Annotated in this window: 19 protein-coding genes and 1 tRNA gene; 9 read left to right on the forward strand and 11 right to left on the reverse strand. The window is 75.5% G+C overall.

Translation table 11 applies throughout. The features are described 5' to 3' along the window. Window positions 1-32: 32 nt before the first annotated feature. From ACIQVI_RS29655 to lysW, 6 genes are all read right to left on the reverse strand, one after another. A complete protein-coding gene (locus tag ACIQVI_RS29655; RefSeq protein ID WP_161372505.1) occupies window positions 33-857 on the reverse strand; it encodes an SDR family oxidoreductase in 825 nt (274 codons plus the stop codon). Between the two features lie 93 nt (window positions 858-950). Then, window positions 951-2,045, reverse strand: coding sequence for a [LysW]-lysine hydrolase (locus ACIQVI_RS29660; RefSeq protein ID WP_403601397.1), 1,095 nt, complete (start codon window positions 2,043-2,045; stop codon window positions 951-953). Beyond that, window positions 2,042-2,878, reverse strand: coding sequence for an acetylglutamate kinase (argB, locus tag ACIQVI_RS29665; RefSeq protein WP_403601400.1), 837 nt, complete (start codon window positions 2,876-2,878; stop codon window positions 2,042-2,044). Before argB ends, ACIQVI_RS29660 begins: the two co-directional genes overlap by 4 nt. Window positions 2,879-2,957: 79 nt before the next feature. Beyond that, on the reverse strand, window positions 2,958-3,977 hold the full coding sequence (argC, locus tag ACIQVI_RS29670; protein ID WP_403601403.1) for an N-acetyl-gamma-glutamyl-phosphate reductase: 1,020 nt from the start codon (window positions 3,975-3,977) through the stop codon (window positions 2,958-2,960). Beyond that, window positions 3,974-4,996: a RimK family alpha-L-glutamate ligase gene (locus ACIQVI_RS29675; RefSeq protein ID WP_403601406.1), complete on the reverse strand. Its 1,023-nt coding sequence runs from the start codon at window positions 4,994-4,996 to the stop codon at window positions 3,974-3,976. The genes argC and ACIQVI_RS29675 overlap by 4 nt, the downstream gene beginning before the upstream one ends. Further along, window positions 4,989-5,177: a lysine biosynthesis protein LysW gene (gene lysW / locus ACIQVI_RS29680; RefSeq protein ID WP_121828386.1), complete on the reverse strand. Its 189-nt coding sequence runs from the start codon at window positions 5,175-5,177 to the stop codon at window positions 4,989-4,991. The genes ACIQVI_RS29675 and lysW overlap by 8 nt, the downstream gene beginning before the upstream one ends. Window positions 5,178-5,321: 144 nt before the next feature. Here lysW and ACIQVI_RS29685 point away from each other — a divergent pair, with 144 nt between their 5' ends. From ACIQVI_RS29685 to ACIQVI_RS29725, 9 genes are all read left to right on the forward strand, one after another. Next, window positions 5,322-5,927 (forward strand): hypothetical protein, encoded by a 606-nt coding sequence (locus ACIQVI_RS29685; protein ID WP_202527463.1) that lies wholly within the window; start codon window positions 5,322-5,324, stop codon window positions 5,925-5,927. Next, window positions 5,924-7,018, forward strand: a complete 1,095-nt coding sequence (locus ACIQVI_RS29690; RefSeq protein WP_403601410.1) for a BtrH N-terminal domain-containing protein — start codon at window positions 5,924-5,926, stop codon at window positions 7,016-7,018. Before ACIQVI_RS29685 ends, ACIQVI_RS29690 begins: the two co-directional genes overlap by 4 nt. A gap of 136 nt (window positions 7,019-7,154) precedes the next feature. Further along, the gene (locus ACIQVI_RS29695; RefSeq protein ID WP_403601413.1) at window positions 7,155-8,450 is read left to right on the forward strand and encodes a DegT/DnrJ/EryC1/StrS family aminotransferase; all 1,296 of its coding nucleotides are present in this window, start codon (window positions 7,155-7,157) and stop codon (window positions 8,448-8,450) included. Then, on the forward strand, window positions 8,447-9,301 hold the full coding sequence (locus ACIQVI_RS29700; protein ID WP_403601416.1) for a transketolase: 855 nt from the start codon (window positions 8,447-8,449) through the stop codon (window positions 9,299-9,301). The genes ACIQVI_RS29695 and ACIQVI_RS29700 overlap by 4 nt, the downstream gene beginning before the upstream one ends. After that, window positions 9,298-10,443 (forward strand): transketolase family protein, encoded by a 1,146-nt coding sequence (locus ACIQVI_RS29705; protein ID WP_403601419.1) that lies wholly within the window; start codon window positions 9,298-9,300, stop codon window positions 10,441-10,443. Before ACIQVI_RS29700 ends, ACIQVI_RS29705 begins: the two co-directional genes overlap by 4 nt. Then, window positions 10,440-10,700, forward strand: a complete 261-nt coding sequence (locus ACIQVI_RS29710) for an acyl carrier protein (protein ID WP_121828382.1) — start codon at window positions 10,440-10,442, stop codon at window positions 10,698-10,700. Before ACIQVI_RS29705 ends, ACIQVI_RS29710 begins: the two co-directional genes overlap by 4 nt. 35 nt (window positions 10,701-10,735) lie before the next feature. Continuing rightward, window positions 10,736-12,040, forward strand: coding sequence for a cytochrome P450 (locus ACIQVI_RS29715; RefSeq protein ID WP_351973113.1), 1,305 nt, complete (start codon window positions 10,736-10,738; stop codon window positions 12,038-12,040). Further along, entirely contained in the window at window positions 12,037-12,819 is a 783-nt protein-coding gene (locus tag ACIQVI_RS29720) for a thioesterase II family protein (protein WP_403601423.1), read from the forward strand. Before ACIQVI_RS29715 ends, ACIQVI_RS29720 begins: the two co-directional genes overlap by 4 nt. Continuing rightward, on the forward strand, window positions 12,816-13,538 hold the full coding sequence (locus tag ACIQVI_RS29725; protein ID WP_403601426.1) for a sulfotransferase family protein: 723 nt from the start codon (window positions 12,816-12,818) through the stop codon (window positions 13,536-13,538). Before ACIQVI_RS29720 ends, ACIQVI_RS29725 begins: the two co-directional genes overlap by 4 nt. Window positions 13,539-13,618: 80 nt before the next feature. Here ACIQVI_RS29725 and ACIQVI_RS29730 read toward each other — a convergent pair. The 5 genes from ACIQVI_RS29730 to ACIQVI_RS29750 all read right to left on the reverse strand — a co-directional run bounded on the left by ACIQVI_RS29730 (window position 13,619) and on the right by ACIQVI_RS29750 (window position 24,724). After that, window positions 13,619-13,693 (reverse strand) — tRNA-Leu (locus ACIQVI_RS29730). Window positions 13,694-13,792: 99 nt separating this feature from the next. Further along, entirely contained in the window at window positions 13,793-17,272 is a 3,480-nt protein-coding gene (locus tag ACIQVI_RS29735; protein WP_403601429.1) for an SDR family NAD(P)-dependent oxidoreductase, read from the reverse strand. Continuing rightward, window positions 17,269-18,123 carry a thioesterase II family protein gene (locus ACIQVI_RS29740; RefSeq protein WP_403601432.1) on the reverse strand — a complete coding sequence of 285 codons (855 nt, stop codon included), beginning with the start codon at window positions 18,121-18,123 and terminating at the stop codon, window positions 17,269-17,271. The genes ACIQVI_RS29735 and ACIQVI_RS29740 overlap by 4 nt, the downstream gene beginning before the upstream one ends. Further along, window positions 18,120-21,380 (reverse strand): AMP-binding protein, encoded by a 3,261-nt coding sequence (locus ACIQVI_RS29745; protein WP_403601435.1) that lies wholly within the window; start codon window positions 21,378-21,380, stop codon window positions 18,120-18,122. Before ACIQVI_RS29745 ends, ACIQVI_RS29740 begins: the two co-directional genes overlap by 4 nt. After that, window positions 21,377-24,724 carry an amino acid adenylation domain-containing protein gene (locus ACIQVI_RS29750; RefSeq protein WP_403601438.1) on the reverse strand — a complete coding sequence of 1,116 codons (3,348 nt, stop codon included), beginning with the start codon at window positions 24,722-24,724 and terminating at the stop codon, window positions 21,377-21,379. Before ACIQVI_RS29750 ends, ACIQVI_RS29745 begins: the two co-directional genes overlap by 4 nt. Window positions 24,725-24,773 lie beyond the last annotated feature (49 nt).

The raw sequence follows: 24,773 nt of genomic DNA on the forward strand, positions 1-24,773 counted from the left end.
CGGCGGGCGGCGGGGCGGCCCGGGTCCGGCGGTCAGCGGGCGGTGAAGCCGCCGTCGACGACGAGGCAGGTTCCGGTGACGCCGCCGGCGGTGTCGGCGGCGAGCCAGAGGACGGCTTCGGACACCTCCCGGGCGGTGACCAGGCGGCGCAGCGCGTGGTAGGAGGCGGAGCTGCGCTCGTAGTCCTCCAGGGAGCTGCCGATGGACGCGGCGACGGCCGCGGTGCTCTCCGTGCGCAGGGCGGGGTCGGCCTCGACGGTGGTCGGGCAGACGGCGTTGACGCGGATGCCGAGGCGTCCGTACTCCAGGGCCAGCGCCTTGGTCAGTCCAACGACCGCGTGCTTGGAGGCGACGTAGCTGGAGAACATCTCGAAGGCGACGAGCCCTCCGGTGGAGGCGGTGTTCACGATGGCGCCGGCGCGCCGCTCGACCATGTGCGGGAGGACGGCGCGGGCGCAGCGCCAGGTGCCGTTGAGGTTGACGTCGACGACGAGCCGCCAGTCCTCCTCGGAGAGTTCGTGGGACATGACGCCGCCGGGGGCGAGCAGGCCGGCGTTGTTGACCAGGACGTCGATGGAGCCGAACTCGTCGATCCCGGCGGCCACGGCCGCGTCGACCTGGGCCTGGTCGCGGACGTCGGCGACCGCCGTGACGACCCGGCTGCCGAGGCGGCGGCAGTCGCGCGCCGTCTCCTCCAGGAGCTTGCGGCCCGGCATCGCGTACGGTCCGTCGCCCTCCCGGCCGAGGTCGGTGAGGACCAGGTCGGCACCCTCCTCGGCGAACAGCAGGGCGTGCGAGCGGCCCAGGGCGCGGGCCGCGCCGGTGATCATGACGGTCTTGTTGTCGGCTCGCCCCATGGCGACGGTCTCCTTCGGATCGGTCCGCGGGTCCGTCCGGCGGGACGGGTGCGGCGGGTCGGGCTCGGCGGGACGGGTGCGGCGGGGCGCCCGCTAGGCGTGGGCGAGGGCGGTGGCCGGGGCGCGGCGCAGGACGCCGGCCAGGTCGGTCAGGGCGCGGGTCAGGACGTCGACGGACCGGTGGAGGTCGCCGAGGGCGATGTGTTCGTCGTCGGTGTGGTCGAGGTGGGCGTCGCCCGGGCCGTAGGCGACCATCGGGACCGGCCAGCGGTCCTCGATGACGTTCATGTCGGAGGTGCCGGCCTTCAGGCGCAGCACCGGGCGCCCGCCGTGCAGCCGGATCGCGCTGCGCAGGGCGCGGGCCACCGGGTCGGAGACGCCGCGGCGGACGGCCGGGACGCGTTCGTCCAGGCGGGCCGCCGCGTGCACGGCGGTGGTGTCGACGAACCGCTGGAAGTCGTCGAAGTCGAACCCGGCGGGCACCCGGCAGGTGATGGAGGCGGTGGCGTCCCGGATGTCGCCGTCGAGCCGGACCAGGGTGGCGGCGGCCGCGTCGAAGGACACGCCCTCGTGCGGGCCGGAGACCCGGCGCATGTAGGCGTCGACGCCCCGCCAGAAGGCGGTGGCCGCCTCGACGGCGGTCTCCTCGGGGCTGGAGGTGTGCATGGGCGGGCGGCTCACCTCGTACTCGACGCCGACCCGGCCCTTGTAGCCGAGGCAGACCCCGTCCCAGCCGCTGGGCTCCCCGATGACGACGGCGTCGGGCGCGGGCAGGGTGTTCAGCAGGTGCCGTGCGCCCCGGGAGCCGGGCACCTCCTCGCCGACGGCGCCCGCGACGATGATCCGCAGTCGTGGCTCGACGGCGGCGGCGCGGACGGCGGCGCAGGTCATGGCGGCGAGCGGTCCCTTGGCGTCGACCGTGCCGCGCCCGTAGAGCAGGTCGCCGACCTGGCAGACCGCGATGTCGCCGGGGACGGTGTCGATGTGGCCGAGGAGGAGCACGGTGGGTCCGTCGGTGGCGCCGATCTCCCCGACGGCGTTGCCGACGGCGTCGACCCGGGCCCTCATGCCGAGCCGTTCCATCTGGCCGGCGAGGTAGGCGGAGGCGCGTTCCTCCCGTCCGGAGACGGACGGGATGCCCACGAGTCCGCGCAGCAGCCGGGCGGGGTAGTCGCCGAGCCCGTTCACGCCGGTTCCCGGTGGGCGGTGGCGGGGAGGCGCAGGCGGGTGCCCGTGCGGGAGGCGAGGGCCGCGCGGACGGGACCGGGGCCGTCGCCGGGGGCGATGGAGACCAGGTCCACGCCGCCGGCCAGCGCGTCCGCGGCGGCGCGCAGTTTGTGGCGCATCCGGCCGCGCACGGACGGCGGGAGTTCCGCGCCCGGGCCCGTCTCCAGTTCGGGGAGCACGCTGTCGGGGTGGTCGGGGTCGGCCAGGACTCCGGGGGCGCGGGTGAGCAGGACGAGGGCGCTGGCGCCCAGGGCGGTGGCGACGGCGGCGGCCGCGCGGTCGGCGTCGACGTTGAGCAGCGTGCCGTCCTCGGCCGCGGCGGGCGGGGAGAGGACCGGCAGTTCGCCCGCGTCGAGCAGGGTGCGCAGCAGGGCGGGGTCGACGCGTTCGACGCGGCCGCTGAGGTCGTCGCGGACGATCCGCGCCCGGCCGTCGGCGTCGTACACGCGCAGCGCGGTCTTGCGGACGGCGGTCAGGGTGCCGCCGTCCGCGCCGGACAGTCCGGTGGCGGCGATGCCGCGCCGGCGCAGTCCGCTCAGCAGGGCGGGCTTCACCCGCCCGAGCAGGGCCATGGTCAGCGCGTCGAGCGCCGCCGCGTCGGTGCGCCGGGCGCTGGTGCCGTCGGCGGACCGCAGGTGTTCCACGGTGCGGCCGAGCTGGCCGTTCAGCCGGTCGGCCTCCGCCCCGCCGCCGTGGACGAGCACGACGCGCGTGCCCTGCGCGGTGAGTGCGGCGATGTCGTCGAGGACGGCGTCCCCGTCGATGTCGCTGCCCAGTTTCACTACGAGTGTCATCCTGTCCCTCCCTCCTCACATGTCGCTTGTCGCTTGTCTCGTGGGGCCGTTCACGTCGGGTGGTGCACGGCGGGCCGGTTCACACGGGGTGCAGACCGAGGAATTCGAGGCCGGACCGCTCGGGCAGGCCGGTGGCGAGGTTGGCGCTCTGTACGGCTCCGCCCGCCGCGCCCTTGACGAGGTTGTCGAGGGCCGCGACCGCGACGATCCGGTCGTCGTCGAGGTCGAAGCCGAGGTCGCAGTGGTTGGAGCCGAGCAGCGTGCGCGGCTCCGGGAGCCGGTGCAGGCCCTGGCGCTGGGCGACGAACCGCACGAACGGCTCGTCGGCGTACGCCTTCCGGTAGGCGTCCCAGACCTCGGCGCGGGTGACGGCGCGGCCCGGCCGGACCTGGGCGACGACCTGGACGCCGCGCACGGCGGGGACGGCCGTGACGGTCATCCGGGCGCGTACGCCGGTGTGCTGGGTGATCTCCGGTTCGTGGCGGTGGCCGACGGGCCCGTAGACGCGCAGGGCGGAGGCCCGTTCGGGGTGGTGGCCGGCGGGCCCCGGGGTGTTGCCGGAGCCGCTGGAGCCGGTGCGGGCGTCGACCAGGACGTCGCCGTCGACGAGCGCCGCGTCCGCGAGGGGGCGCAGGGCGAGGACGGCCGCGGTCGCCATGCAGCCGGGCACCGCGATCCGGTCGGCGGTCCGCAGCCGGTCGCGGTAGAGCTCGGGAAGGCCGGGGACGAACGCGGGGGCGCCCGCGGCCCGGGCGGTGGAGCCCGCGCCGTAGTGCCGCCGGACCGCGTCGGGGTCGTGGAGCCGGAAGTCGGGGCTGAGGTCGACCAGGAGGTCGGCCCGCCCGCTCAGTTCGTCGAGCCGGGCGGCGAACTCGCCGTGCGGCAGGGCGCTGAACAGGACGTCGACGCGCTCCGGGCGGGCGGGGTCGGTGAAGGTGAGGTCGCCCGTGCCCCTGAGGTTGGGGTGGGCGGTGTGCAGCGGCTTGCCGGTGTGGCGCCGGGACGTCGCCTGGACCAGGTCGAAGACGGGGTGGCCGAGCAGCAGCCGGGCCAGTTCGCCGCCGACATAGCCGGTGCCTCCGAGGATGCTGGCTCTCATGGGTGGTCGCTCTCCTGACTCGGTACGGGTCCGACGCCGAGGGCCCCGCGGTCCGCGTGGTCCAGTACGTGGTCGGCGAAGGCCTCGGCGATGGCGAGGGCGGTGGCCTCGTCGCCGACCGCCGCGCCCCGGAACTCGACGCCGCTGTTCACCTCGTTGACGAGCAGCCGCCCGTCGTTGCTCTCCAGCAGGTCGACCCCGAGGAGCCCGCCGCCGACGGCCTTGGCGGCCCGCAGGGCGAGGTCCTCCAGCTCGGGGGTGAGCGGGCAGCGGGTGGTGCGGGCGCCCCGGGCGACGTTGCCGATCCAGTGGTCCCCCGTCCGGTGGACGGCGGTCACGGCGCGGTCGCCCGCGACGACGACCCGGATGTCGCGCTGCGGCGTGCGGACGAACTCCTGGGCATAGATCAGGTGTTGCTGCGGCGAGGGGAGGGACTCCTTGAGGGCGAGGACGCCCTCGACGGCGTCGATGTCGTTGACCTTGCACAGTCCCCGGCCCCAGGAGCCGTTGACCGGCTTGACCACCGCGGGCAGTCCGATCCGGCGCAGCGCCTCCTCGCCGGCGGCCGGGGTGAGGGCCACGGCCGTGTCGGGGACGGGCAGGCCCGCGGCGTGCAGGACCAGGGTGCTGTGGATCTTGTTGTCGCATACGGCGACGGTCGCGGAGGAATTGACCACCGGGACGCCGAACGCCTCGCACATGCGGCTCACTTCGAGGCGCCGGGTGCCGGCGAGGGAGCGGTTGCACGCCACCCGCCAGGGCGGTGCCGGGGCGCCGATCCGGTAGCTGAGCGTCCGGTCGTCGATCACGGCGACCGCCGCGCCGCGCCGCCGGAACGCTTCGAGGAGGAGCTTCTCCTCGAAGCGCACCCGGGAGGCGATCAGCGCGACGGGCCGGCCGTCGTCGCCGACCCCCGCTCCGATCGCGGCTCCGGCCTCCGCTCCGACCCCGGCCCCGAGGCCGGTGCCGCCTTCGGCACCGGCTCCGGTCCCGGCCCTGTTCCCGGTCAGGTCACTCACCCCAGTCCTCTTCGATCTCGGGGGCCAGCGCGAGGGTGACGGGTCCCACCGCGACGACCTCCAGCTCCACGGAGCAGCCGGCGCACACGACGATCTCGGTGACCTCGGTGTTCGCGGCGAGCTCGACGCCCGCACCGCAGTCGGGGCAGGCCGCTCGCTCGGTCACGGTGTCCAGAGACATCACACACTCCCTATCGATTCTTGAAGTATTTTGCCCTATCCGAGCAACTGACTCCATCTAAAAGCTACAGACACTTCAAAGTCAAGCGAGACTCTATGTAGACTTCAGGGGTCAGCATCACTCTGTGCGTGGAGGGGGCCCGAAGTGAATCCTCAAGTCATCGAACCGGCCGACACGAGAAGCAGGGAGGCGCGGGAGCACGTCCAACTGCCGCTGCGGCTCACCGAACTGTTCAACAACGTCGCCTTCACCGGTCCCGACACCCTGGGCAACGGGCGGCTCAACGTCTGGGGCAACAGCCTGCCCATCGGCACGCTGCCCACCGGCCGGATCCGGGTCTCCGGCGTCGAGTTCGACGTCGCCGCGCCCGACGGCGTCGCACCCGACAACGTGCGCTGCACCGGCCAGCTCGTCCACCTCCCGGACGGCACCGCCGCCGACTGGCTGCACCTGCTCGTCACCTCCGAGCGGCGCTGCGAGGAGACCGTCCACCTGCACTACGCCTCCGGGGCCGTGGATCCCGAGTGGATCCGGGTCTCCGACTTCTGGCCCGCCACCGGGCACTTCGGCGAGGTGCTCGCGGCCCGCTCGGCCGGTATGCACTATCCGCACCACATCCAGCCGGACCTCGGCGGCCAGGTCTGGTCGGTGCGCGTCCCGGCCGTGCGCCGGGAGCCGCTGCGGAGCGTGCGGCTGCCCGACAACGCCGCCCTGCACCTCTTCGCCCTCACCGTGGAGGGAGTCCGATGACCGTCCTCGGCAACCCCGCCTCCGTCACGGAGAACGTCACGGAGGACGTCCCGGGCCCCGTCAGCACCACCCCCACCGGGCCGTACTCGGGCGCGGTGCCCGTGACCTCCTCCCCCGCCTGGTACGACGACCTCTGCAGCTGCCTCCAGGTCGACCTGGTGCACGTGCTGCGGCTCGGCGGCTGGGATCCGCTCCAGGCCCTCGGCAGCGGCTGGCGGCTGCGGGCCGTGCCCGAGGACTGCGAGCCCGTCGAGTTCTTCCACCCGGCCGGGGAGGACCTGGCCTCCTCCTTCGGGATCTACCACCCGCTGTCCCTGCGGTGGCACCGGCCCGGCGACGACGCCGAGGCCCACGAGCAGGTGGTCGCCGCGCTCGCCGACGGGATCGTGCCCGTCGTCGCGGTCGACAACTACCACCTGCCGTTCCGGCCGGCCTACCACGACGTGCACGCCGGGCACCTCCTGATGGTGACCGGCTACGACCCGGCCGGCCGTGCGTACCGGGTCCTCGACCCGATGCCTCCCGCCTACCGGGGGCCGCTGCCCCGCGAGGTCCTGGAGCGCAGCCGCTCCTCCGCCAACCCGGACGACGGCAGCGACCCCTTCTTCGCCGGGTCCGGGCCCGCCAGGCGCTGGCTGGAGGTCCGCCGGGAGGGGCCGCAGCCGGAGCTGACCTGGTCGTGGCTGCGTACGGCCCTGGAGACCAACGTCCGGTCGCTGCGCGGCGAGGAGGGGGACGGCCTGCCGGCCCTCGCGGCCTACTTCGACTCCCTGCCGGCCGCCGTCGCCGCCGAGGGCGCGGCCCCGCTGCTGCGGACGTACCGCATCGGCTGGCCCGCGCAGGCCGAGGCCGGGCTGCACGCCCGGTTCCTCGCCGAGGCCGCCCGGCGCCTGGGCCGCTTCCGGCTCGCCGAGGCGGGCCGGGCCGTGGAGCTGGTCTCGCACTCCTGGACCGGGGTCCGCATCAGCGCGGCCCACGGCGAGGAGAACCCCGGGGAGGCCGCCCGGCAGGTCGTCGAGCACGGCCGCACCCTGCTGCGCGGTTACGAGGCGGCCCTGCACGCGGTCGAGTCCGCGCTGGACCGGCCGTGACCGCGCGGGACCGATCGACCGCGGAGGACCGGCCGACCGCGCCGGGCCGGGCGACCTTACGGGCCCGGCCGTGACCGGCGGACGCGTCACGCGCGCGCCCAGGACCGAGGGAACCGAGAGAGGCGGAACGACAGGCATGACGGAGCGACCGCAGCAGCTCGCGATGGTGGGGGGACCCCGCGCGGTCCCGCCCGGGACCGCCGCGCCCCGGTGGCCGGTGATCACCCGGGACGACGAGGAGGCCGTGGCCAGGGTGCTGGCCAGTGGGCGGCTGACCGCCACGGCCGAGGGCGAGGAGGAGGTGCCGGGCCTGGAGCGGGAGTGGGCCGCCTACACCGGCACCGCGCACTGCGCCGCCGTGGGCTCCGGCACCGCGGCCCTCCAACTGGCCCTCGCCGCCCTCGGCGTGGGCCCGGGCGACGAGGTGGTCGTGCCCTCCCTCTCCATGAACGCCACCGCCCTCGCCGTGCTCCAGCAGGGCGCGCGGCCGGTCTTCGCGGACATCGACCCCGACACGTACACCATGGATCCGGAGGCCGTGCGCGCCGTGGCGGGTCCGCGCACCAAGGCGCTGCTCCCGGTCCACCTGCACGGCCTGCCCGCCGACATGGACGCGCTGCGGGCCGTCGCCGACGGGCTCGGCGCCGCGGTCGTGGAGGACGCCGCCCAGTCGCACGGGGCCTCCTACCGGGGCCGGCGCACCGGCGGGCTGGGGACGGTGGGCTGCTTCAGCCTGCACCCCAGCAAGAACCTGCCCAGCTGCGGCGAGGGCGGACTGCTCACCACCGACGCCCCCGAGCTGTACGAACGGGTGCTGCGGCTCCGGCAGTTCGGCGAGGACCCGCGTCCCCGGCGCACCCGGAGCTACGTGTCCCACACACCGGGGTGGAACCACCGCATCGGCCCGGTGGAGGCGGCGTTCGCACGGAGTCAGCTCGCCCGCCTCGACGCGTACGGGCACCGCCGGACGCCGGGGATCCTGGCCTTCCTCGACCGGCTCGCCGCGCTGCCCGGACTGCGGGTCCCCGTGGTGCCGGAGGGCTCCGCGCACGTCTGGCACATCCTGCGGTTCCGGCTGGACCCGGAGGCCCTGGGCCTCAGGCGCGAGGACGCCGCCGCGCTGCGCCGGGCCCTGCACCGGGCGCTGCGGGCCGAGGGCGTACCGGTCTCGCGCTATCAGGAGGCGCCGCTGCCGGCGCACCCCGCCTTCGCCCCGTACGTACCGGCCGGGGCGGAGTTCCCGGTGGCCCGCGCCGTGCTCACCGACTCGCTGTGCCTCCAGCGGCGCCAGCTCGACCCCGGCTCCGGTCCGGTGCTCGCCGCGTACGCCGACGGCTTCGAGAAGGTCTGGGGGAACCTCGACCTGATCCGCCGGATGGTGCGCTCGGCCTCCCCGGCCGGACGCGAACGGCAGGAGGTGGGGGCCGCGTGACCGCGCCCGTCACCACCGCCGCGCAGCCGCCGTCCGCCACCGGCGTCAGCACCGGCGTCAGCACCGAGGAGGCCGCGCTGCGCATCCGCCGCGGCATCGTCGACATGGCCGCCGGCAAGCAGGGCGCGCACCTGGGCGGCAGCCTGTCCTGCGCGGACGTCATGGCCGTCCTCCACTTCGGGGTGCTCGACCCGTCCCGCGACTCCTTCATCCTGAGCAAGGGCCACGCGGCACCGGCCCTGTACGCGGCGCTCGCCGCCCGGGGGCTGCTCGACGAGGCCGAGCTGGAGGGGTACGCCTCGCCCGGCAGCCGGCTGTTCGGACACCCCTCCCGGGGGCTGCCCGGCGTGGAGTTCTCGACCGGCTCGCTCGGGCACGGTCTGGCCCTCGGCTGCGGTCTGGCGCTCGCCGGGCAGCTCCGGGGCGACACCTCGGAACGGGTCTTCGTGCTGATGGGGGACGGCGAGCTCCAGGAGGGCTCCGTGTGGGAGTCCCTGATGTTCGCCGGCCACCGGAAGCTGTCGCACCTCACCGCGATCGTCGACCGGAACGGGCTCCAGCAGTCCGCCGCCACGGAGGACTCGCTGACCCTGGAGCCGCTGGGCGACCGGCTCCGGTCCTTCGGCTGGGAGGTGCGGGAGACCGACGGCCACGACCACGGCTCCCTGCGCTCCGCGCTCGCCGCCCCCTCCGCGAGCGGCCGGCCGGTCGCCGTGGTGGCCCGTACGGTCAAGGGGCGCGGCGTCCCGTTCCTGGAGCGCCGGGTGGCGAGCCACTACGTGACGCTGAACCCGGCGCTGCGCCGGCGCGCGCTCGCCGCGCTCCGCGCCGCGGGGCAGGTGGCCCGATGACCACGACCGAGACCACGGCGACCACGGCCACGCCCGTAGCCACGCCCCCGTCTCCGCCCCCGTCCAAGCCCGTCGGCCCCCGCGAGGCCTACCGGGAAGCCCTGGTCGCCCTCGCCGGGCGCGACGAGCGGGTGCTGTGCCTGGACTCCGACATGGGCAATCTGGACACCTCCTTCGGCGGCCGGTTCCCCGAGCGCTACGTGAGCACCGGCATCGCCGAGGCGAACCTGTTCACCGTCTCGGCGGGGCTCGCGGCCCGCGGACTGCGCCCCTACGCCCACACCATGGCCACGTTCGCCGCGACCCGCGCCGCCGAGCAGCTCAAGCTCGACGTCGTCGGCACCGGCCTTCCCGTCCGGGTCGTGGCCACCCACGCCGGGCTCTCGGCCGCGCACTTCGGCAGCACCCACTACTGCCTGGAGGACCTGGCCGTCACCCGGGCGCTGCACGGGCTGACCGTGGTCGTGCCCGCCGACGCCCGGGAGATCGCCCCCGCCCTGGCGGCGCTGCACGAGCTGGACGGGCCCTCGTACCTCCGGCTCGGCCGGTCGGCGACTCCCCCGGTGCACGACGGGGACGTCCCGCCGTTCCGGCTCGGCGAGGCCGTGACCCTGCGCACGGGGAACGACGTCACGCTGGTCGCATGCGGCCCGCTGCCCGTGCGCTTCGCGCTCGCCGCCGCCGACCGGCTCACCGGGGAGGGGATCGCGGCCCGGGTTCTCCAGATCCACACCCTCGTCCCGTTCGACGAGGCCGCGGTGGCGGCCGCGGCCGCCGAGACCGGCGGGCTCGTCACGGTCGAGGAGCACCGGCCGCAGGGCGGCCTCGGCGACGCGGTCGCGCAGGTCGTCGCGGCCCACGCCCCCCGGCCCGTGCTGCGGGTCGCGGTGGCGGGCCCGCTGCCGAAGTCCGTCGACGACCACGCCGGGCTGCTCGCCGCCACGGGGGTGAGCCCGGAGGCCGTGCACGCCGCCGCGCTGCGCGTGCTGTCCGCGCCCCGTACCCGCTCCCGTACGAGTACGAGCACGAGCCCCCGTACGACCGCACCGACCACCACCCGTGTCACCGCCAGCAGCATCACCACCACCGGAAGCACCACCGGAAGCACCACCGGAACCCCATCGGAAGGCAGGCCCTCATGAGCACGCAGACCACGTCCGCGGGACCGGCGTCGCAGGATTACGTCGCCGGCCTGTTCGCCCGGCTCCTCGCCGTCCCCGTCCCCGGCCCCGACGACGACTTCTTCGTCCTGGGCGGGACCTCGCTCTCGGCGATGGACCTGATCGCGCTGATCGAGCAGGAGCGCGGGGTGCAGCTGCCCGTCCGCGACTTCTACCGCGGCACGACTGTCGCCGAACTCGCCGCCACCCTCGATCAGCTGTCCGCGGCCTCGGCCTGAACCGGCCGCCAGGCCCCTCCCGGAGGAGACAACAGATGCGCCTTTCGACACCGCCGTTCGCCCCGGCGGACACCGATGTGACGGCCGTGGACTTCCTCGCCTCGACGTACTACACCGAGGGTGACCCGCACGCGCTGTGGACCCACCTGCGGGCCCACGACCCGGTGCACCACTTCACCCCGTCCGACGGCCGGGAGCCCTTCTGGGTGGTCACCCGGCACGCGGACGTCAGCCGGGTGCTCAAGGACCACTCGGTCTTCTCCTCCCGGCGCGGGACCATGCTCTGCATCATCGACCTGTCCATGCCGGACATCGCGTCCGACCAGATGATGCCCGACACCGATCCGCCCCGGCACGGCCAGCTGCGCGACCCGCTCAACCGGGTGATGACGCCCCGGGCCGTCGCCGCCCAGGAGGAGACCATCCGGGGCATCGTCCGCGAGATGCTCGAACCGGCCCTGGACGGTGAGGTGTTCGACCTGGCGCAGGCCGCGCTGATGTTCCCCATGGCCTTCACCGGCTCCATGATGGGCCTGCCGCGCGAGACGTGGGACCGGATGTCCCGGCTGACCACGATGACCATCGCCTACGACGACCCCGAGTACATGGAGAAGGCGCCCAAGCCGACCCTGCGCCAGGCGCACCACGAGCTGTTCTCCTTCTTCAGCGACGAGATCGCCCGCCGGGACCGCACGGACCCGGGCGACGACCTGATCGGGATCCTGCTGCGGATGAGCCTGGAGGGCGAGCCGCTCACCGAGCGGCAGATCATGCTCAACTGCTACAGCCTGCTCCTCGGCGCCAACGTGACCACGCCGCACGTGGTCTCCACGACGGCCCTGACCATGGCCGAGCACCCCGACCAGTTCCGGGCCCTCCAGGAGGACCCGGGGCTGCGCGGCACGGCCATGGAGGAGCTGCTGCGCTGGTCGTCGCCCGCCAGCCACTTCATGCGGTACGCGACGGCCGACGTGGAGCTGGGCGGGCGGACGATCCGGGAGGGCGAGCCGGTCAGCGTGTGGCTGGGCTCGGCCAACCGCGACGAGCGCGTCTTCAAGGACCCGTTCACCTTCGACATCGCGCGGCGGCCGAACCGGCACATCGCGTTCGGCGTCGGTCCGCACTACTGCATCGGCTCCGGCCTCGCCCGGATCGCGCTGCGGGTGTTCCTGGACGAGTTCGCCGAGCGGGTCGGGTCGGTGGAGCTCGCCGGCGAGCCCGTCCACCTCGCGTCCAACTTCGTGGCCGGCTTCAAGCACCTGCCGGTGCGGCTGACTCCGCGCGCCGGGAAGGCCCCGGCGCGTCCGCTGGCCGCGGCGGGGACGGGAGCGGTCGCATGAGCGTCGCCGTCCCCTCCCCCACGTCGGCGGGCTGGCTGGAGCGCCGGCACCGGACGGCCGGCGGGCCGCCGAGGGTGGCGCTGTACTGCTTCCCGTTCGCGGGCGGCTCCGCCGCCTACTACCACGCCTGGGCCGAGGAGTTCCGGTCCGACGTGGAGCTGGTGCCGGTGCAGCTTCCGGGCCGGGGCACGCTGATGTCCGAGAAGCCGGTCCCGAGCATGGCCGTGGCCGCCGACCTGGCGGCGGCGGCGATCGCCCGCTCCCCCGTCCCGGCCGCGCTGTTCGGCCACAGCATGGGTGCGGTCCTGGCGTTCGAGACGGCGCGCCGCCTGGAGCGGCGCGGGCATCCCGTCCAGCACCTGTTCGTGTCCGGGCGGCCCTGCCCGACCGTGGTCCGGCCGCCGTCGCCGGTGAGCGACCTGCCGCGCGAGCGGTTCGTGGACATGCTGCGGGACTACGGGGCGGCGCCGGAGGAGGTGCTGGGGCACGACGAGCTCCTCGACGTGCTGCTGCCGATGATCCGGTCGGACTTCCACCTCATCGAGAACTACCGGTACGAGCCCGAGACCGGTTCGCCGCCCCCGCTGACCTGCCCGGTGTCGGCCTGGTGCGGGGACCGGGACCCGGAGGTGCCGCCGGAGCTGATGGCGCGCTGGGGTCTGGAGACGTCGGGGAGGTTCGACCTGGAGGTGCTCTCCGGGGGGCACTTCTTCCTCACCGAGCACCGGTCGCGGATCGTGTCCGCGGTGCACGAGCTGCTGCGGGGGGTGGGGAGGTGAGCGGCCGGCTGGTCGTCCTGTGGAGCGCGCCGCGCTGCCGCTCCACCGTGTTCTCGCGGAGCGTCGCCGCGCGCGGCGACTTCCTCGTCCTGCACGAGCCGTTCTCGCACCTCGCGGACTTCGGCCGGGAGGAGGTCGAGGGCGTGGAGTGCCGTACGGAGGCGGAGGTGATCGCGCGGCTGCTCGAACTGGCCCGTGACCGGCAGGTGTTCGTGAAGGACACGACCGACTTCCGCTATCCGGGGGTGCTCGCGGACGAGCGTTTCCTGCGCGGGGCGCGGCACACCTTCATCGTGCGGGACCCGGGGGAGGCGATCGCCTCCCACTACGGGCTCAATCCGGAACTCGGCCGGGACGAGGTCGGTTTCGCGTGGCTCCGCGAGATCCACGACCGGGTCCTGGAGGCGACGGGCGCCGCGCCGCCCGTCGTCGACGCGGCGGACCTGGTCGCGGCGCCGGCCGAGACGCTGCGGGCGTACTGCGCGGCGATCGGCGTCCCGTTCCTGGAGCACGCCCTGTCGTGGAGTCCGGGCGGGCTGCCCGGCTGGGAGAAGACGGCCCGCTGGCACAGCGACGCGAGCGGCAGCGGCACGATCAGCGCCGCCGTCTCCAGCCGTCCGCCGCTGGACGTCCCCGGCCATCCGGTGCTCGGCCCGTACTACCGGCACCACCTTCCGCACTACGCGTACCTGCGGGAGCGGCGGTTGCGCGTGGCCTGACGCGACGGCGAACGGCCCGGAGACCACGTCGGCCTTCACGATCCAGCGGGGATCGTGAAGGCCGACGTCGTTGTTCAGGGGGCGGGGCGACCGGATTCGAACCGGCGTCCTCCGAGATGCTGTCGCGGCGCACTGCCTCTGTGCTACGACCCCGCCTTGCCGATGATCATATCGTTCGGTCGCGCCGCCCGGAAAGCGATAAGGCGGGGGCGGCACCGGTGTCCGGTGCCGCCCCCGCCGGAGGGGGAAGGGGATCAGGTCAGGGCGGCCGCCAGGGCGCGGACCGTCGGGTGGTCGTAGACGGCGGAGACCGGGAGGGCCGCCGCGAAGCGCTCGTTCAGGCGCCCGATCATCCGCATGACGCGCAGCGAGTCGCCGCCCAGGACGAAGAACGTGTCGTCGCGGCCCACGCGGTCGACGCCCAGGACGTCCTCCCAGACGGCGGCGACCTCACGCTCCAGCTCGCCCTCGGGCGGGCTGTACGCGGCCCGGGCCGGGCCCGCGGGGCCGCGCCGGCGGACGCCGGTGACGTAGGGCGCGATGTACGCGTTGGCCGGATCGGGGCCGGCCAGCAGGCAGGTCTCCGGCCTGGCGAGGGCGGCCAGCAGGAGCTGCACGCCCCGGGCCGGGTCGATGCCGCGCAGGCCCCGGTGGCGCGCGGCGGCCGCCAGCGGGCTGCCCTCGTTCATGCCGGTGCGGTCCCACATGCTCCAGGCGATCGAGCGGACGGTCCGGCCCTCGGCGGCCCAGCGTTCGGCGTAGCCGTCGAGGGCCGCGTTGGCCGCCGCGTAGGCGCCGAAGGAGCTGCCGCCGAAGAAGCCGTTGACGGAGGAGAAGAGCACCGCCGCCGTGCCGGGCCGTGCGGCGAGGAGCCCTTCGACGGCCCGGGCACCGCCCGCCTTGGGCCGCATCATCGCGGCGAGCCCGTCCGCCGTCTCCGCGGTCAGCGCGTGGGCCTCCAGGGCGTCCCAGTGGTCGCGCACGTCGGCTCCGGCCAGGTGGAACACGGCGTCCAGCGGCCGGCCCCAGCGCCGCTCGGCGTCCGCCACGGCGGCCTCCAGGGCGGGCCCGTCGGCCGCGTCCACGGAGACGTACGCGACCTCGCCCAGCTCCCTGAACTCCTCCAGGGCCTCCCGGCGTTCGCCGCCGAGCTCCGCCTCCGGGGTGCGGCCGGTGAGCAGCAGCCGGGCGCCGAGCGCGGACAGCAGATAGCCGGCGACCTCGCGTCCGATCCCGCCGAGGCCGCCGGTGAGGAGCGCGGTGCCGCCGACGGGCAGGATCTCGCGGGGGACGGTGAGCGCGTCGGGCTCGGGCACCGGACGCAGCCGCTGCACATGGGCGGTGCCGCCGTCCCGTACGGCGCTGACGTCCTCGCCGGGGGCGCTCCGGACGGCGGCGACGGCCGCCGTGTCGTCGGCGTCGGCGGCGATGTCGACGAGGCGGACGGCCCCGACGGTCTGCTCGGCGCGCGCGGTGCGCACCAGGGCGGCGAGCGCGGCCCGGCCGGGGTCGACGGTCTCGCCGTCGGCGACGGCGGCGGCGTGCCGGGTCAGCACGGTGACCCGGGCGTCCGGGGCGGCGGCCGCCAGGGCGCGCAGCGCGAACAGGACCCCGGTCGCGGCGCGCTCCGGATCGGGCGCGCCGGGGCCGGCGGTGTACTCCCAGGCGTGCAGGACGTGTTCGGGTACGGCTCCGAGGGCGGCGGCGACGTGGTCGAGCGCGCGGGCGTGGTGCTCGGGGTCGAGCGGGTCGACGGTGACGCCGAGGGCGCCGTCGGTGAGGAACGGGGAGCCGGGCGCGCCGGGCCGGACGACGGCGATGGGGCAGCCGGGGCCGGCCGTCTCGTCGGCGAGGGCGACCGGCAGGGCGCTGCCCTCGGGGGCGTAGACGAGGAGGGCGGCGGCCGGGGGGCGGGCGGCGACCGGTTCGGTGCCGTCCTCGCGCCGCTCCGGTCCCGCGGGCTCCCAGACCCGTTCGAGGAGCCAGCTGTCTCCGGTCCCGTCGTCGGGGGCGGTGTCGTAGCGCCCCTCGGCGTAGGCCTCGGCGAGTTCGGCGCGCTGGATCTTGCCGCTGGCGGTCTTGGGGAACTCGTCCTCGGAGAGGGCGATCACGGCCTGCGGGTGGAGGCCGATGTCCCGGGCGAGGGTAGTGGCGATGTCCTGTTCGAGGGTGTCCGGGGCGTGTGCGGCGGGGACGTGGAAGACGACCACGCCGTCCGTGTCGCCGTCCCGCACGGGGCAGGCGGCGGCCCAGGTGGCGCGGACGCCGGGGACGGACTCGACGACGGCCTCGACCTCGTGGGAGGGGTAGTTGGTGCCGTTGACGACGAGCATGTCCTTGCTGCGGCCGGTGAGGGCGAGCCGCCCGTCCAGCAGGAAGCCCAGGTCCCCGGAGTCGAACCAGCCGTCGGCGGTGAAGGCGGAGGCGTTGGCGGCGGGGTTGCCGTGGTACTCGCGGAGCAGGGTCGTACCGGAGATGTGGAGTCGTCCGACGCGGCCCTCGGGCAGGATCCGGCCGTCCTCGTCGACGATGCGCAGGGCGACTCCGGCGACGGGCGCGCCGACGTCGGTGAAGGTGACCGCCCGCTCGGAGTCGTGCGGGACCACGGCGAGCTGGGTGTCGAGGGTGGCGGAGTCGACGCTGACGGTGCCGACGGCGGGGTCGTCGGGGTCGAGCCGGGAGTAGGTGACCCCGGAGGAGGTCTCCGACATGCCCCAGCAGGGCACCATGGCGTCGGCGGGCAGTCCGTGGGGGCGGAGCAGCCGGACGAAGCGGCGGGCGGTGCGGGCGACGACGGCCTCGCCCGCGTTGCAGATGTTCCGCAGGGACGACAGGTCCCATTCGCCCCGGGCGAGGGCGGCGGCGTGCTCGTTCACCAGGGAGAAGGCGAAGTTCGGCGCCCAGGTGTTGGTGGCCTTCCAGCGGTCGGCCAGGTCGAGCCAGGTCAGCGGGCGGCCGATGATGCTCTCGGTGCGGGCGTTGACGTGCTCGCAGCGCAGGAAGACGTCCCGGACGTTGAACATGACGATGCCGCCGACGTGGTCGAGGGGCATCCAGTTGAGCGAGACGTCGTGCTCGGTGAAGCCGTTGGCCTCGATGGCCGCGTAGGTGCGGGCGACCAGGGAGCGGTTGGCGTGGCGGACGCACTTGGGGACGCCGGTGCTGCCCGAGGTGAGCAGGTTCAGCACGTCGTCGTCGGGGGCGACCGGCTCGGGGCGGCCCGGCGCGGAGGAGAGCAGGTCCTCGACGGCGTGGACGCGGATCTCCGGCTCGTCCCACTGGGCGGCGAGCGCGCGCACGGGCTCGCGCAGGGCGCGGTCGGTGAGGACGAGGGGGCGTTCGAGCAGGGTCCAGGCGGCGCGCAGCTTGCGGGTGACGGCGTTCTCGCGGGTGTAGTCGCGGGCCTCGCCGACCGGGGTGGGCAGGAAGCCGCCGAGGACGCAGGCCCAGAAGCCGGTGACGAAGGCGCGGTTGTCGTGGCACTGGAGGAGGACGGAGTCCCCCGGGCGCAGGCCGAGTTCCCGCAGGCCGCCCAGGACGCGCAGGCCCTCGTCGAGGAGTTCGGCGTAGGTCTGGCGCTCGTGGGTGCCGTCGGCGCGCACGTAGACCGTTCCGCGTCCGCCGGAGGTCTCGGCCGCCAGGAGGAGCGCCTCCTGGAGGGTGGTCGCGGCGCCGGCCGGCACCACGGGCTCGGGTCCCGCGGCCAGGGCGGGCCGCGGCGGTGCTTGGGTCATGAGGCTTCCTCGGGGTCGGTGGACGCGAGGGGGCGGGCGGTCTCCAGGGCCGAGACCACGGCCGCCACGGCCTCCGGCGTCATGTCGTTGACGAAGTAGTGGCCCCCGGGCACGTGGACGACGTCGCGCGGCGGCGCGGTGGTGCGCTCGCCCCAGGCGGCGGCCTCGGCCTCGGTGACGACGGTGTCGGCGTCGCCCCGTACGGGCAGCACGGGGAACGGCAGCGGGGCGGCGTCGGGGTCGCCCCGGTAGCCCTCCCAGAGGGCGAAGTCGGCGCGCAGCAGGGGCAGCAGGAACTCCATGAAGGCGGCGTTGGCCAGCAGCCGTTCGGGGATGCCGCCGAGCGCCCTGACCCCGTCGAGGAAGCCCTCGTCGGGCAGGGCGTGCAGCGGCCGCCCGGTGGCGGGCAGGTGCGGGGCCCGGTGTCCGGCGGCGATGAGCAGCCGGGGCGGCTCGGCGCCCCGGCGCACCAGCTCCCGGGCGGTCTCCGCGCCCAGGACGGCGCCCGCGCAGTGCCCGTACACGGCGTACGGGACGGTGGTGTACGGGCGGAGGGCGAGCGCGCACGCGCGGGCGAGCGGCCCGACGCCCCCGGCGGGCAGCGGGTCGCGGGCGCGGTCCTCGCGGCCGGGCGGCTGGACGGCGACGACCTCTATGTCCTCGGGCAGCAGTCCGGGCCAGGAGCGGTAGAGGGAGGCGCCCATCCCGGCGTACGGGAAGCACAGCAACCGCAGCCGGGGGCGCCCCGGGCGCGCGGCGCGGCGCACCCAGGGGGACTCGGCGGCGAAGGCGACCGGCGCGGGGGTGCCGGGTGCGGAGGCGCCGGTCGGTGCCGGGGTCGTCGTGGTCATGAGGCCCGCCTTCGGGTGAGGGGCGGAAGCGCCGGGGCGGTGGCGGGCCCCCGGCCCGCGAGGAGCCGGGCGAGCGCCGTGGGCGTGGGGAACAGGAACAGGTCCTGGAGGGACACCTCCAGCGGCACCCGCTGCCGCAGCCGGACCAACATGCGCCCGGCGTCGAGCGAGCCGCCGCCGAGGTCCATGAAGTCGTCGTCGGCGCCGTAGCGGACCTCGCCGAGGACCTCGGCCCACAGTTCCGCGATCGTCGTCTCCAGGCCCTCGGCGGGCTTCCGGTACGGGGCCCGGACCCGCCAGCGCGTCCAGTCCTCGGGGGGCAGGGCGCGGCGGTCCACCTTCTTGTTGGCGTTGCGCGGGAGTTCCGCGAGGTGCGCGAAGGCGGTCGGGATCATGTAGTCGGGCAGCCGTTCGGCGAGGAAGTCCCGCAGCGCGGTGCCCGCGAGCCCATCGTGGCCCGGCCGGGTCACCAGGCAGGCGACCAGCTGGGTGTCTCCGGCGGCGGAGCGGACGGGGACGACGGCGGCCTCCGCGACGCCCGGGTGGGAGAGCAGCGCGGTCTCGACGTCGCCCAGTTCGACCCGGCAGCCTCGGACCTTGACCATGTCGTCGGTCCTGCCGTGGTGTTCGAGCAGTCCGTCGTCGCGGTAGCGGCCGAGGTCGCCGGAGCGGTAGAGGCGGCTGCCCGCCGGACCGTGCTCGTCGGGCCGGAACCGGTCGGCGGTGAGCGCCGGGTCCCCCCAGTAGCCGAGCGCGGCCTCCGGGCTGCCGAACCAGATCTCGCCGAGGGCGCCGGCCGGCAGGAGCTCGCCCTCGTCGCCGAGGATCCGCATCCGGACCCCGGGGTTGGCCCGGCCGATGGGCGGCGGGGCGAGCCGGTCCCGGGCGGTCGCGGTGGAGGCGGTCAGGCGCTTCTCCCACGGCTGGAGCGGGCTGGCGACGAACAGCGCCTCGTGGCAGCCGTAGCCGACGGCCACCTCGAACGGCAGGTCGGCGGGGCCCCAGCGGTGCAGCTTCTCGCCGCCCATGATGAGGACCCGTACGGGGGCGTCCGCCGGCCAGGGCAGCCGCTGGAGGCTGTCCCCGACGGAGGTGACGACGAACACCGAGTGGACGCCGCTCGCCACCACCCAGTCCCGGAAGGCGGCCGGATCGGCCAGGATGCCGGGCTCGGCGACGTGGACGGTGGCGCCGACGACGAGCATCCGGGCGACCTCGGCCATGGTCGTGCCGAAGCCGGTGGGGGTCGTCCAGCTGCCCCGGTCCCCCGGCCCGAGGAGCGTCGCGTCGGCGAACGAGGCGCCGGCGTGGACGATCACCCGGTGCTGGCCGTGGACGGCCTTGGGCTCGCCGGTGGAGCCCGACGTCTGCATGACGTAGGCCAGGTCGTCGGGGCGGACGTCCAGGCCGGGGTCCAGGTCGGGCCGGGCGGCGAGGTCGCCGTCGAGGGCGTCCCTGAGCAGGGTGCGCTCCGGCAGGACCCCGGCGGCGGGGGTTCCGGCGGCCGTGATCACCAGCCGGGGCGGCACCTTCGCGAAGACGGCCTCCAGGCGGGCGGGCGGCGCCGCCGGGTCGATCGGGAGGACCACGCCGCCCGCCTTGTGCACGGCGAGGAGCGCCTCGATCCACTCGGCCGAGCGGGGCAGGCTGAGGGCGACGACGTCGCCCCGGCCCAGGCCCCGGGCGATCAGGTGGTGGGCCAGCCGGTTGGCGCGGGCGTTCAGTTCGCCGTACGTGACCCGCTCGGCGCCCCGGACCACGGCGGGGGTGCCGGGCGAGCGCCGGGCGTGCTCCTCCACGAGGGTGTGCAGCGCGGCCCGGGGCTCCCAGCGGTCGGGGAGGTCGCTGAACGCGTGGAGCAGTTCGTCGGTGTCCTCCGCGTCCAGCATGGCGAGCCGGTGGTGCGGGGCGTCGGGGTCGTCGAGCCCGGAGCGCAGCAGCCGCGCGAAGTGGCGGGCGAGCGCGGTGACGGTGCGCGGGGCGAACACGTCGGAGCGGTAGCGGATCTCGGCGGCGCCGCCGGAGGCGACGACCAGTTCGAGCTCGGACTCCGTGGCCGGGTCGGTGGCCTCGGTCGCGTGCCAGCCGGCCGGGAGGTCGGGACGCAGGGCGACGACGGAGGCGTACGGGCTGGGGTTCTGTCCGGAAACCAGCCGTCCGGCGAGCTGGGCGAGCAGCGGCACCGGCAGGGTGGCCTCGGCGAGCCCGCGCCGCAGCCCCTCGGCGACCTGGCCGGCGACCGCGCGCAGCCCGCCCGTGTACGTGACCACGGGCAGGACCTCGGCCACGGCGCCCCTCGGCCGCCGTCCCGGGCGCGTCCGGTCGGTCTCCACGCCGACCACCAGCTCGCCCGAGCGCGACCAGCGGTGCAGCACCAGCGCCCAGGCGGCGACGAGGACCTCGCCCCCGGGCACGGTGCCGGTCCGGCCGCCGGTGAGCGCGGCGGCGGAGGCGAGGAGGTCGCCGGGGAGGGCGAACCGGTGGCGCGCCCAGACGGGGGTACGGGCGGGGGTGCCGGGCGCGGGAAGGCGCGGCAGCGCGTTGTCGAACGGCACGCCGAGCAGCTCCTCGCGCAGCCGCGCGAGCTGGTCGCCGGTCGGCCGCCCGGGCTCGTCCGTGGCGGCGGCGACGGGGACCGGGCGCGGTCCGGAGGCGATGGCGGTGGCCGGTCCGGGGCCGGAGTCCGGTCCGCACAGCTCCGCGAGCCGGGTCAGGAGGAAGCCCGCGTCCGCGTGGTCGACGAGCATCCGGTCGAGGACCAGGGAGAGGCGGGGGCCGGACGGGGTGGTGGCGATCAGGGCGCGCGCCAGGCTGGGGCCGCTGCCGCCGGGGTCCTCGCTCTCGCCCTGTTCGGTCTCGAACCGCTCCAGGAGGAGCGCGGCGGCGTCCTCGGTCACATGCACCCGGCGGACCGTGATCCCGGCGCCGTCCGGGTCGACCGCGAGGGTGCCGTCGGGCCGCCGCGAGGTCGCGGCGAAGCTGTCCGGGTGCTCGGCGGCCAGGGCGTGCAGCGCCTCCGTGAGCCGCTCCTCGCCGAGGTGCGCGGGCGGCGCGAGGCGCAGGGCGAGCCTGCGGACCCGCGAGGTCCGCGCGACGGTGCGGAACCGGTCGAGGGCGGGGTCCACGGCGGTCCTGGCGGCGGCGGGGGCGCTCACGGGGCCGTCGGCGAAGCCGGCCGGGTCGCCCACGGGGCCGCCGGGGACACCGGGGCCGCCGGGGGTGCCGGGGGTGCCGGGTCCGTTCACGGGGTCGCTCACGGAGTCGCTCCCTTCGTGTTCGTCGCGGCGCCGTCGTCCGCGAGCAGTGCGGTGACCTGCTCGTCGTCCTGGTTCTCCACCAGCGCGAGCACGTCGAGGACGCTCTGCCGGCGGCTGCGGGTCCGCTCCAGGAGGGCGTCCACCGCCAGGGCGGTGCCGGACACCGTCGGGTTGCGGAAGAAGTCCGCGATGGGCAGCTCGACGCCGAAGACGGCCTTGACCTTGGGGGCGATGCGGATCGCCTGGAGGCTGGTGCCGCCGAGGGCGAAGAAGTTGTCGTGGTTGCCGACCCGGGGCGCGGCGAGGAGCGGCTTGAAGACCTCCTCCGCGAGGAGCCGTTCGGTCTCCGTGCGCTCGGCGTCGTCCGTGTCGTCGTCCAGCGGGGCGAACTCGACGGCGGGCAGCGCCTTGCGGTCGACCTTGCCGCTGGCGGTGAGCGGGATGTCGTCCAGCGGCACCAGGAACGTGGGGACCATGGTCGGCGGCAGCCGGTCCGCCAGGTTGGTCCGCACGGAGTCCAGGTGCAGCGGGCTGCCCGGCGCCCCGACGACGTACGCGACGAGGAGGTTGTCGCCGCGCGGTCCGGTCACCACGTGGGCGACGGCCTGGCCGATCTCGGGGACGGCGAGCAGCGCGGTCTCGACCTCGCCGAGCTCGATGCGCACGCCCCGGACCTTGACCTGGCGGTCGACCCGGCCGCGGAAGACGATGTCGCCGTCGCCCTGCCAGCCGGCCAGGTCGCCGGTGAGGTACATCCGGGACCCGGGCGGCCCGTAGGGGTCGGGCCGGAAGCGCTCGGCGGTCTGGTCGGGCCGGCCGAGGTAGCCGCGGCCCAGGCCGGCGCCGGCGACGGCCAGTTCGCCGCAGGCCGACGGGGGCAGCAGGTCGAGCTTCTCGTCGAGGACGTACGCCCGGTGGTTGCGCATGGCGCGGCCGATCGGCGGGGAGGCGTGCCAGGTGCCCTCGCACCGCTTGGCGATGACGGTGACGGTGGTCTCCGTCGGGCCGTAGCCGTTCCAGAAGGCGCGGCCGCCGGCCGCCCAGCGGGTGGTGAGCTCGCCGCTGAACGCCTCGCCGCCGACGAAGCAGACCCGCAGCTCGGGGTAGTTCTCCGGGGTGAGCAGGTCCATGATCGCCGGGGGGAGGTCGATCACGGTGATGCGCCGCTCGGCGAGGATCCGGTCGAGGACAGAGATGTCGCGGCGCTCGTCCTCGTCGGCGAGGTAGACGCTCGCGCCGGTGAGGAGCGCCCCGAAGAGCTCGAAGACGGAGACGTCGAAGCCGGTGGAGGCGAACGCCAGGAAGCGGTCGTCGGCGGTGAGGCCGAACATCTCCTGGGTGGTGCGGACGAAGTTGGTGACGTTGCGGTGCTCGACGAGGACGCCCTTGGGGCGGCCCGTGGAGCCGGAGGTGAAGATCGAGTACGCCAGGTCGGCCGGGTCCGTGCGGACCTCCGGCGCCTCCTCCCGCTCCTCCGCGCCGAGGGCCTCGACGTCGATCAGCTCCCAGGGACCCTCGGGCAGTTCGCCCGCGGTCGTGGCGTCCCCGAGGACCAGGCGGACCCCGGCGTCGGTGAGGACGGCCTCGTTGCGGGTGGCCGGGTTGCCCAGATCGAGCGGTACGTAGGCGGCGCCGGCCTTGAGGACGGCGAGGACGGCCTCCACGAGCCGCGGGGTGCGGCGGGTGGCGACGCCGACGAGCTCGCCGGGGCCCGCGCCGAGGTCGGCGAGCCGGTGGGCGAGGGCGTTGGCCCTGCGGTCCAGCTGCCGGTAGGTGAGGGTGCCGTGCGGGCCGGTGACCGCGGTGGCGTCGGGGTGCTCGGCGGCCGTACGGGCGAACGTGCCGTGCACGGTCTCCCCGGCCTCCGGCTCCCCGGCGGCGTCCCGGTCGGCCGCCGGGACGTTCCAGCGGGTCAGGATGGCGCGCCGCTCGTCCTCGGTGGCCAGCGGGGCGCGGGTGAACGACGCGTCCGGGTCGGCGCTGAGGGTGCGCAGCTGGGTGAGGTAGCGGTCCAGGAAGAGCCGGGCCGTCTCGGGGGCGTAGAGGCTGGTGGCGTAACGGGCCCGCAGGACGGGGGTGTCGGAGTCGAGTTCGGCGGAGAGCGAGAACTCGAAGGGGGAGCTGCCGGTGTCGAGCTGCTCCAGGGTGAGGGCGAGGCCCCCGGCGTCGGCCCGGCGCTGGGCGGGCGGCGCGATCTCGAAGCCGATCTGGACCAGCGGCAGCCGGCCCTGGTCCGGTTCGACCCCGGCGGCGGACAGCAGTTCCTTGAAGGGCAGTCCGCCGTGCTCGTCGGCCGCGATCCGGGCCTCGTGCACGAGGCGGACCAGGTCGGAGAAGCCGCGGGCGCCGTCGATGTCGACGCGGACCGGGAGGAGCTGGCCGCAGTCGCCGACCAGCAGGTCGGGGTCGAAGGCGCCGAAGACGTCGCCGGGCACGCCGATGAGCAGGTCGGTGCGCGAGGTGAGGCGGCCGACGAGCGCGAAGTACGCGGCGAGCAGCACGTCCCGGACGGGGACCCCGAGCCGGCCGGCCAGTGCGGCGACGGAGCGGGACAGCGGCTCGTCCAGGGGGCGCTGCACGGTGCTCGCGGTGAGGTCGAGGACGAGTCCGCGCGGCCGGTCGGGGGCGATCTCGGTGCTCTCCCAGCCGGAGAGGGCGCCGCGCCACCAGTTCCAGTGCCCGGCGGCCTCCTCGGAGGCGGCCCACTCGCGCTGCCAGGCGGCGTAGGCGCCGAACTGCGGTCCGTCCTTGCGGTCCTCGGGCCGGGCCGCGCCGCCGGTGCGGGCGGCGTAGGCGGCGGCGAGGTCGCGCAGGACGACGCCGGCGGAGCGGGGGTCGAAGACCAGGTGGTGGGAGAACCACAGCAGGACGTGCCGGTCCTCGGCGACCTTCAGCAGCCGCAGCCGGACCAGCGGCCCGCCGTCCAGGTCGAACCCGTGGCGCAGCTCCTCGCGGGCCAGGGCCTCGCAGCGCTCGGGCAGCCGCTCCTCGCCGACCGTCTCGGCGGTGAGCCGCCCGCCCGGCCGGCCCCGGACGATCTGCTCGCCGGTGGGGTGGTCGTGCGGGAACACCGAGCGGAGCACGGTGTGCCGGTCGAAGACCTCGTCGAGCGCGCCGGACAGCGCGTCCCGGTCCAGGTCACCCTGGAGCGTGTAGGCGAAGGCCAGGGCGTAACGGCTGTCGCCCGGTGACAGTTTGTCGAAGACCCACAGCTGCTCCTGGCGGAAGGTGAGGGGCGACACCCTGGTCCCCCGGTCCACGTTGCCGATTCCCTGAAGGAACTGCTCTCGTCGCTCGGCGGGCAGACTTCGCAGCCGGCGCAGGAGCTCGCTCTCTTGTGTCATCGCGGCCTTCCCCCAACTCGGGTTACATGTCGACTTCCATCAACAGTCT

It is taken from the genome of Streptomyces sp. NPDC098101, assembly GCF_044760185.1.
Taxonomy (GTDB): Bacteria; Actinomycetota; Actinomycetes; order Streptomycetales; family Streptomycetaceae; genus Streptomyces.

Coding starts and splice junctions, on each gene's coding strand:
- ACIQVI_RS29655 (WP_161372505.1), bottom strand. CDS start 857: ATGGGGCGAGCCGACAACAAGACCGTCATGATCACCGGCGCGGCCCGC.
- argB (WP_403601400.1), bottom strand. CDS start 2,878: ATGACACTCGTAGTGAAACTGGGCAGCGACATCGACGGGGACGCCGTC.
- argC (WP_403601403.1), bottom strand. CDS start 3,977: ATGAGAGCCAGCATCCTCGGAGGCACCGGCTATGTCGGCGGCGAACTG.
- lysW (WP_121828386.1), bottom strand. CDS start 5,177: ATGTCTCTGGACACCGTGACCGAGCGAGCGGCCTGCCCCGACTGCGGT.
- ACIQVI_RS29690 (WP_403601410.1), top strand. CDS start 5,924: ATGACCGTCCTCGGCAACCCCGCCTCCGTCACGGAGAACGTCACGGAG.
- ACIQVI_RS29695 (WP_403601413.1), top strand. CDS start 7,155: ATGACGGAGCGACCGCAGCAGCTCGCGATGGTGGGGGGACCCCGCGCG.
- ACIQVI_RS29705 (WP_403601419.1), top strand. CDS start 9,298: ATGACCACGACCGAGACCACGGCGACCACGGCCACGCCCGTAGCCACG.
- ACIQVI_RS29710 (WP_121828382.1), top strand. CDS start 10,440: ATGAGCACGCAGACCACGTCCGCGGGACCGGCGTCGCAGGATTACGTC.
- ACIQVI_RS29715 (WP_351973113.1), top strand. CDS start 10,736: ATGCGCCTTTCGACACCGCCGTTCGCCCCGGCGGACACCGATGTGACG.
- ACIQVI_RS29720 (WP_403601423.1), top strand. CDS start 12,037: ATGAGCGTCGCCGTCCCCTCCCCCACGTCGGCGGGCTGGCTGGAGCGC.
- ACIQVI_RS29735 (WP_403601429.1), bottom strand. CDS start 17,272: ATGACCCAAGCACCGCCGCGGCCCGCCCTGGCCGCGGGACCCGAGCCC.
- ACIQVI_RS29740 (WP_403601432.1), bottom strand. CDS start 18,123: ATGACCACGACGACCCCGGCACCGACCGGCGCCTCCGCACCCGGCACC.
- ACIQVI_RS29750 (WP_403601438.1), bottom strand. CDS start 24,724: ATGACACAAGAGAGCGAGCTCCTGCGCCGGCTGCGAAGTCTGCCCGCC.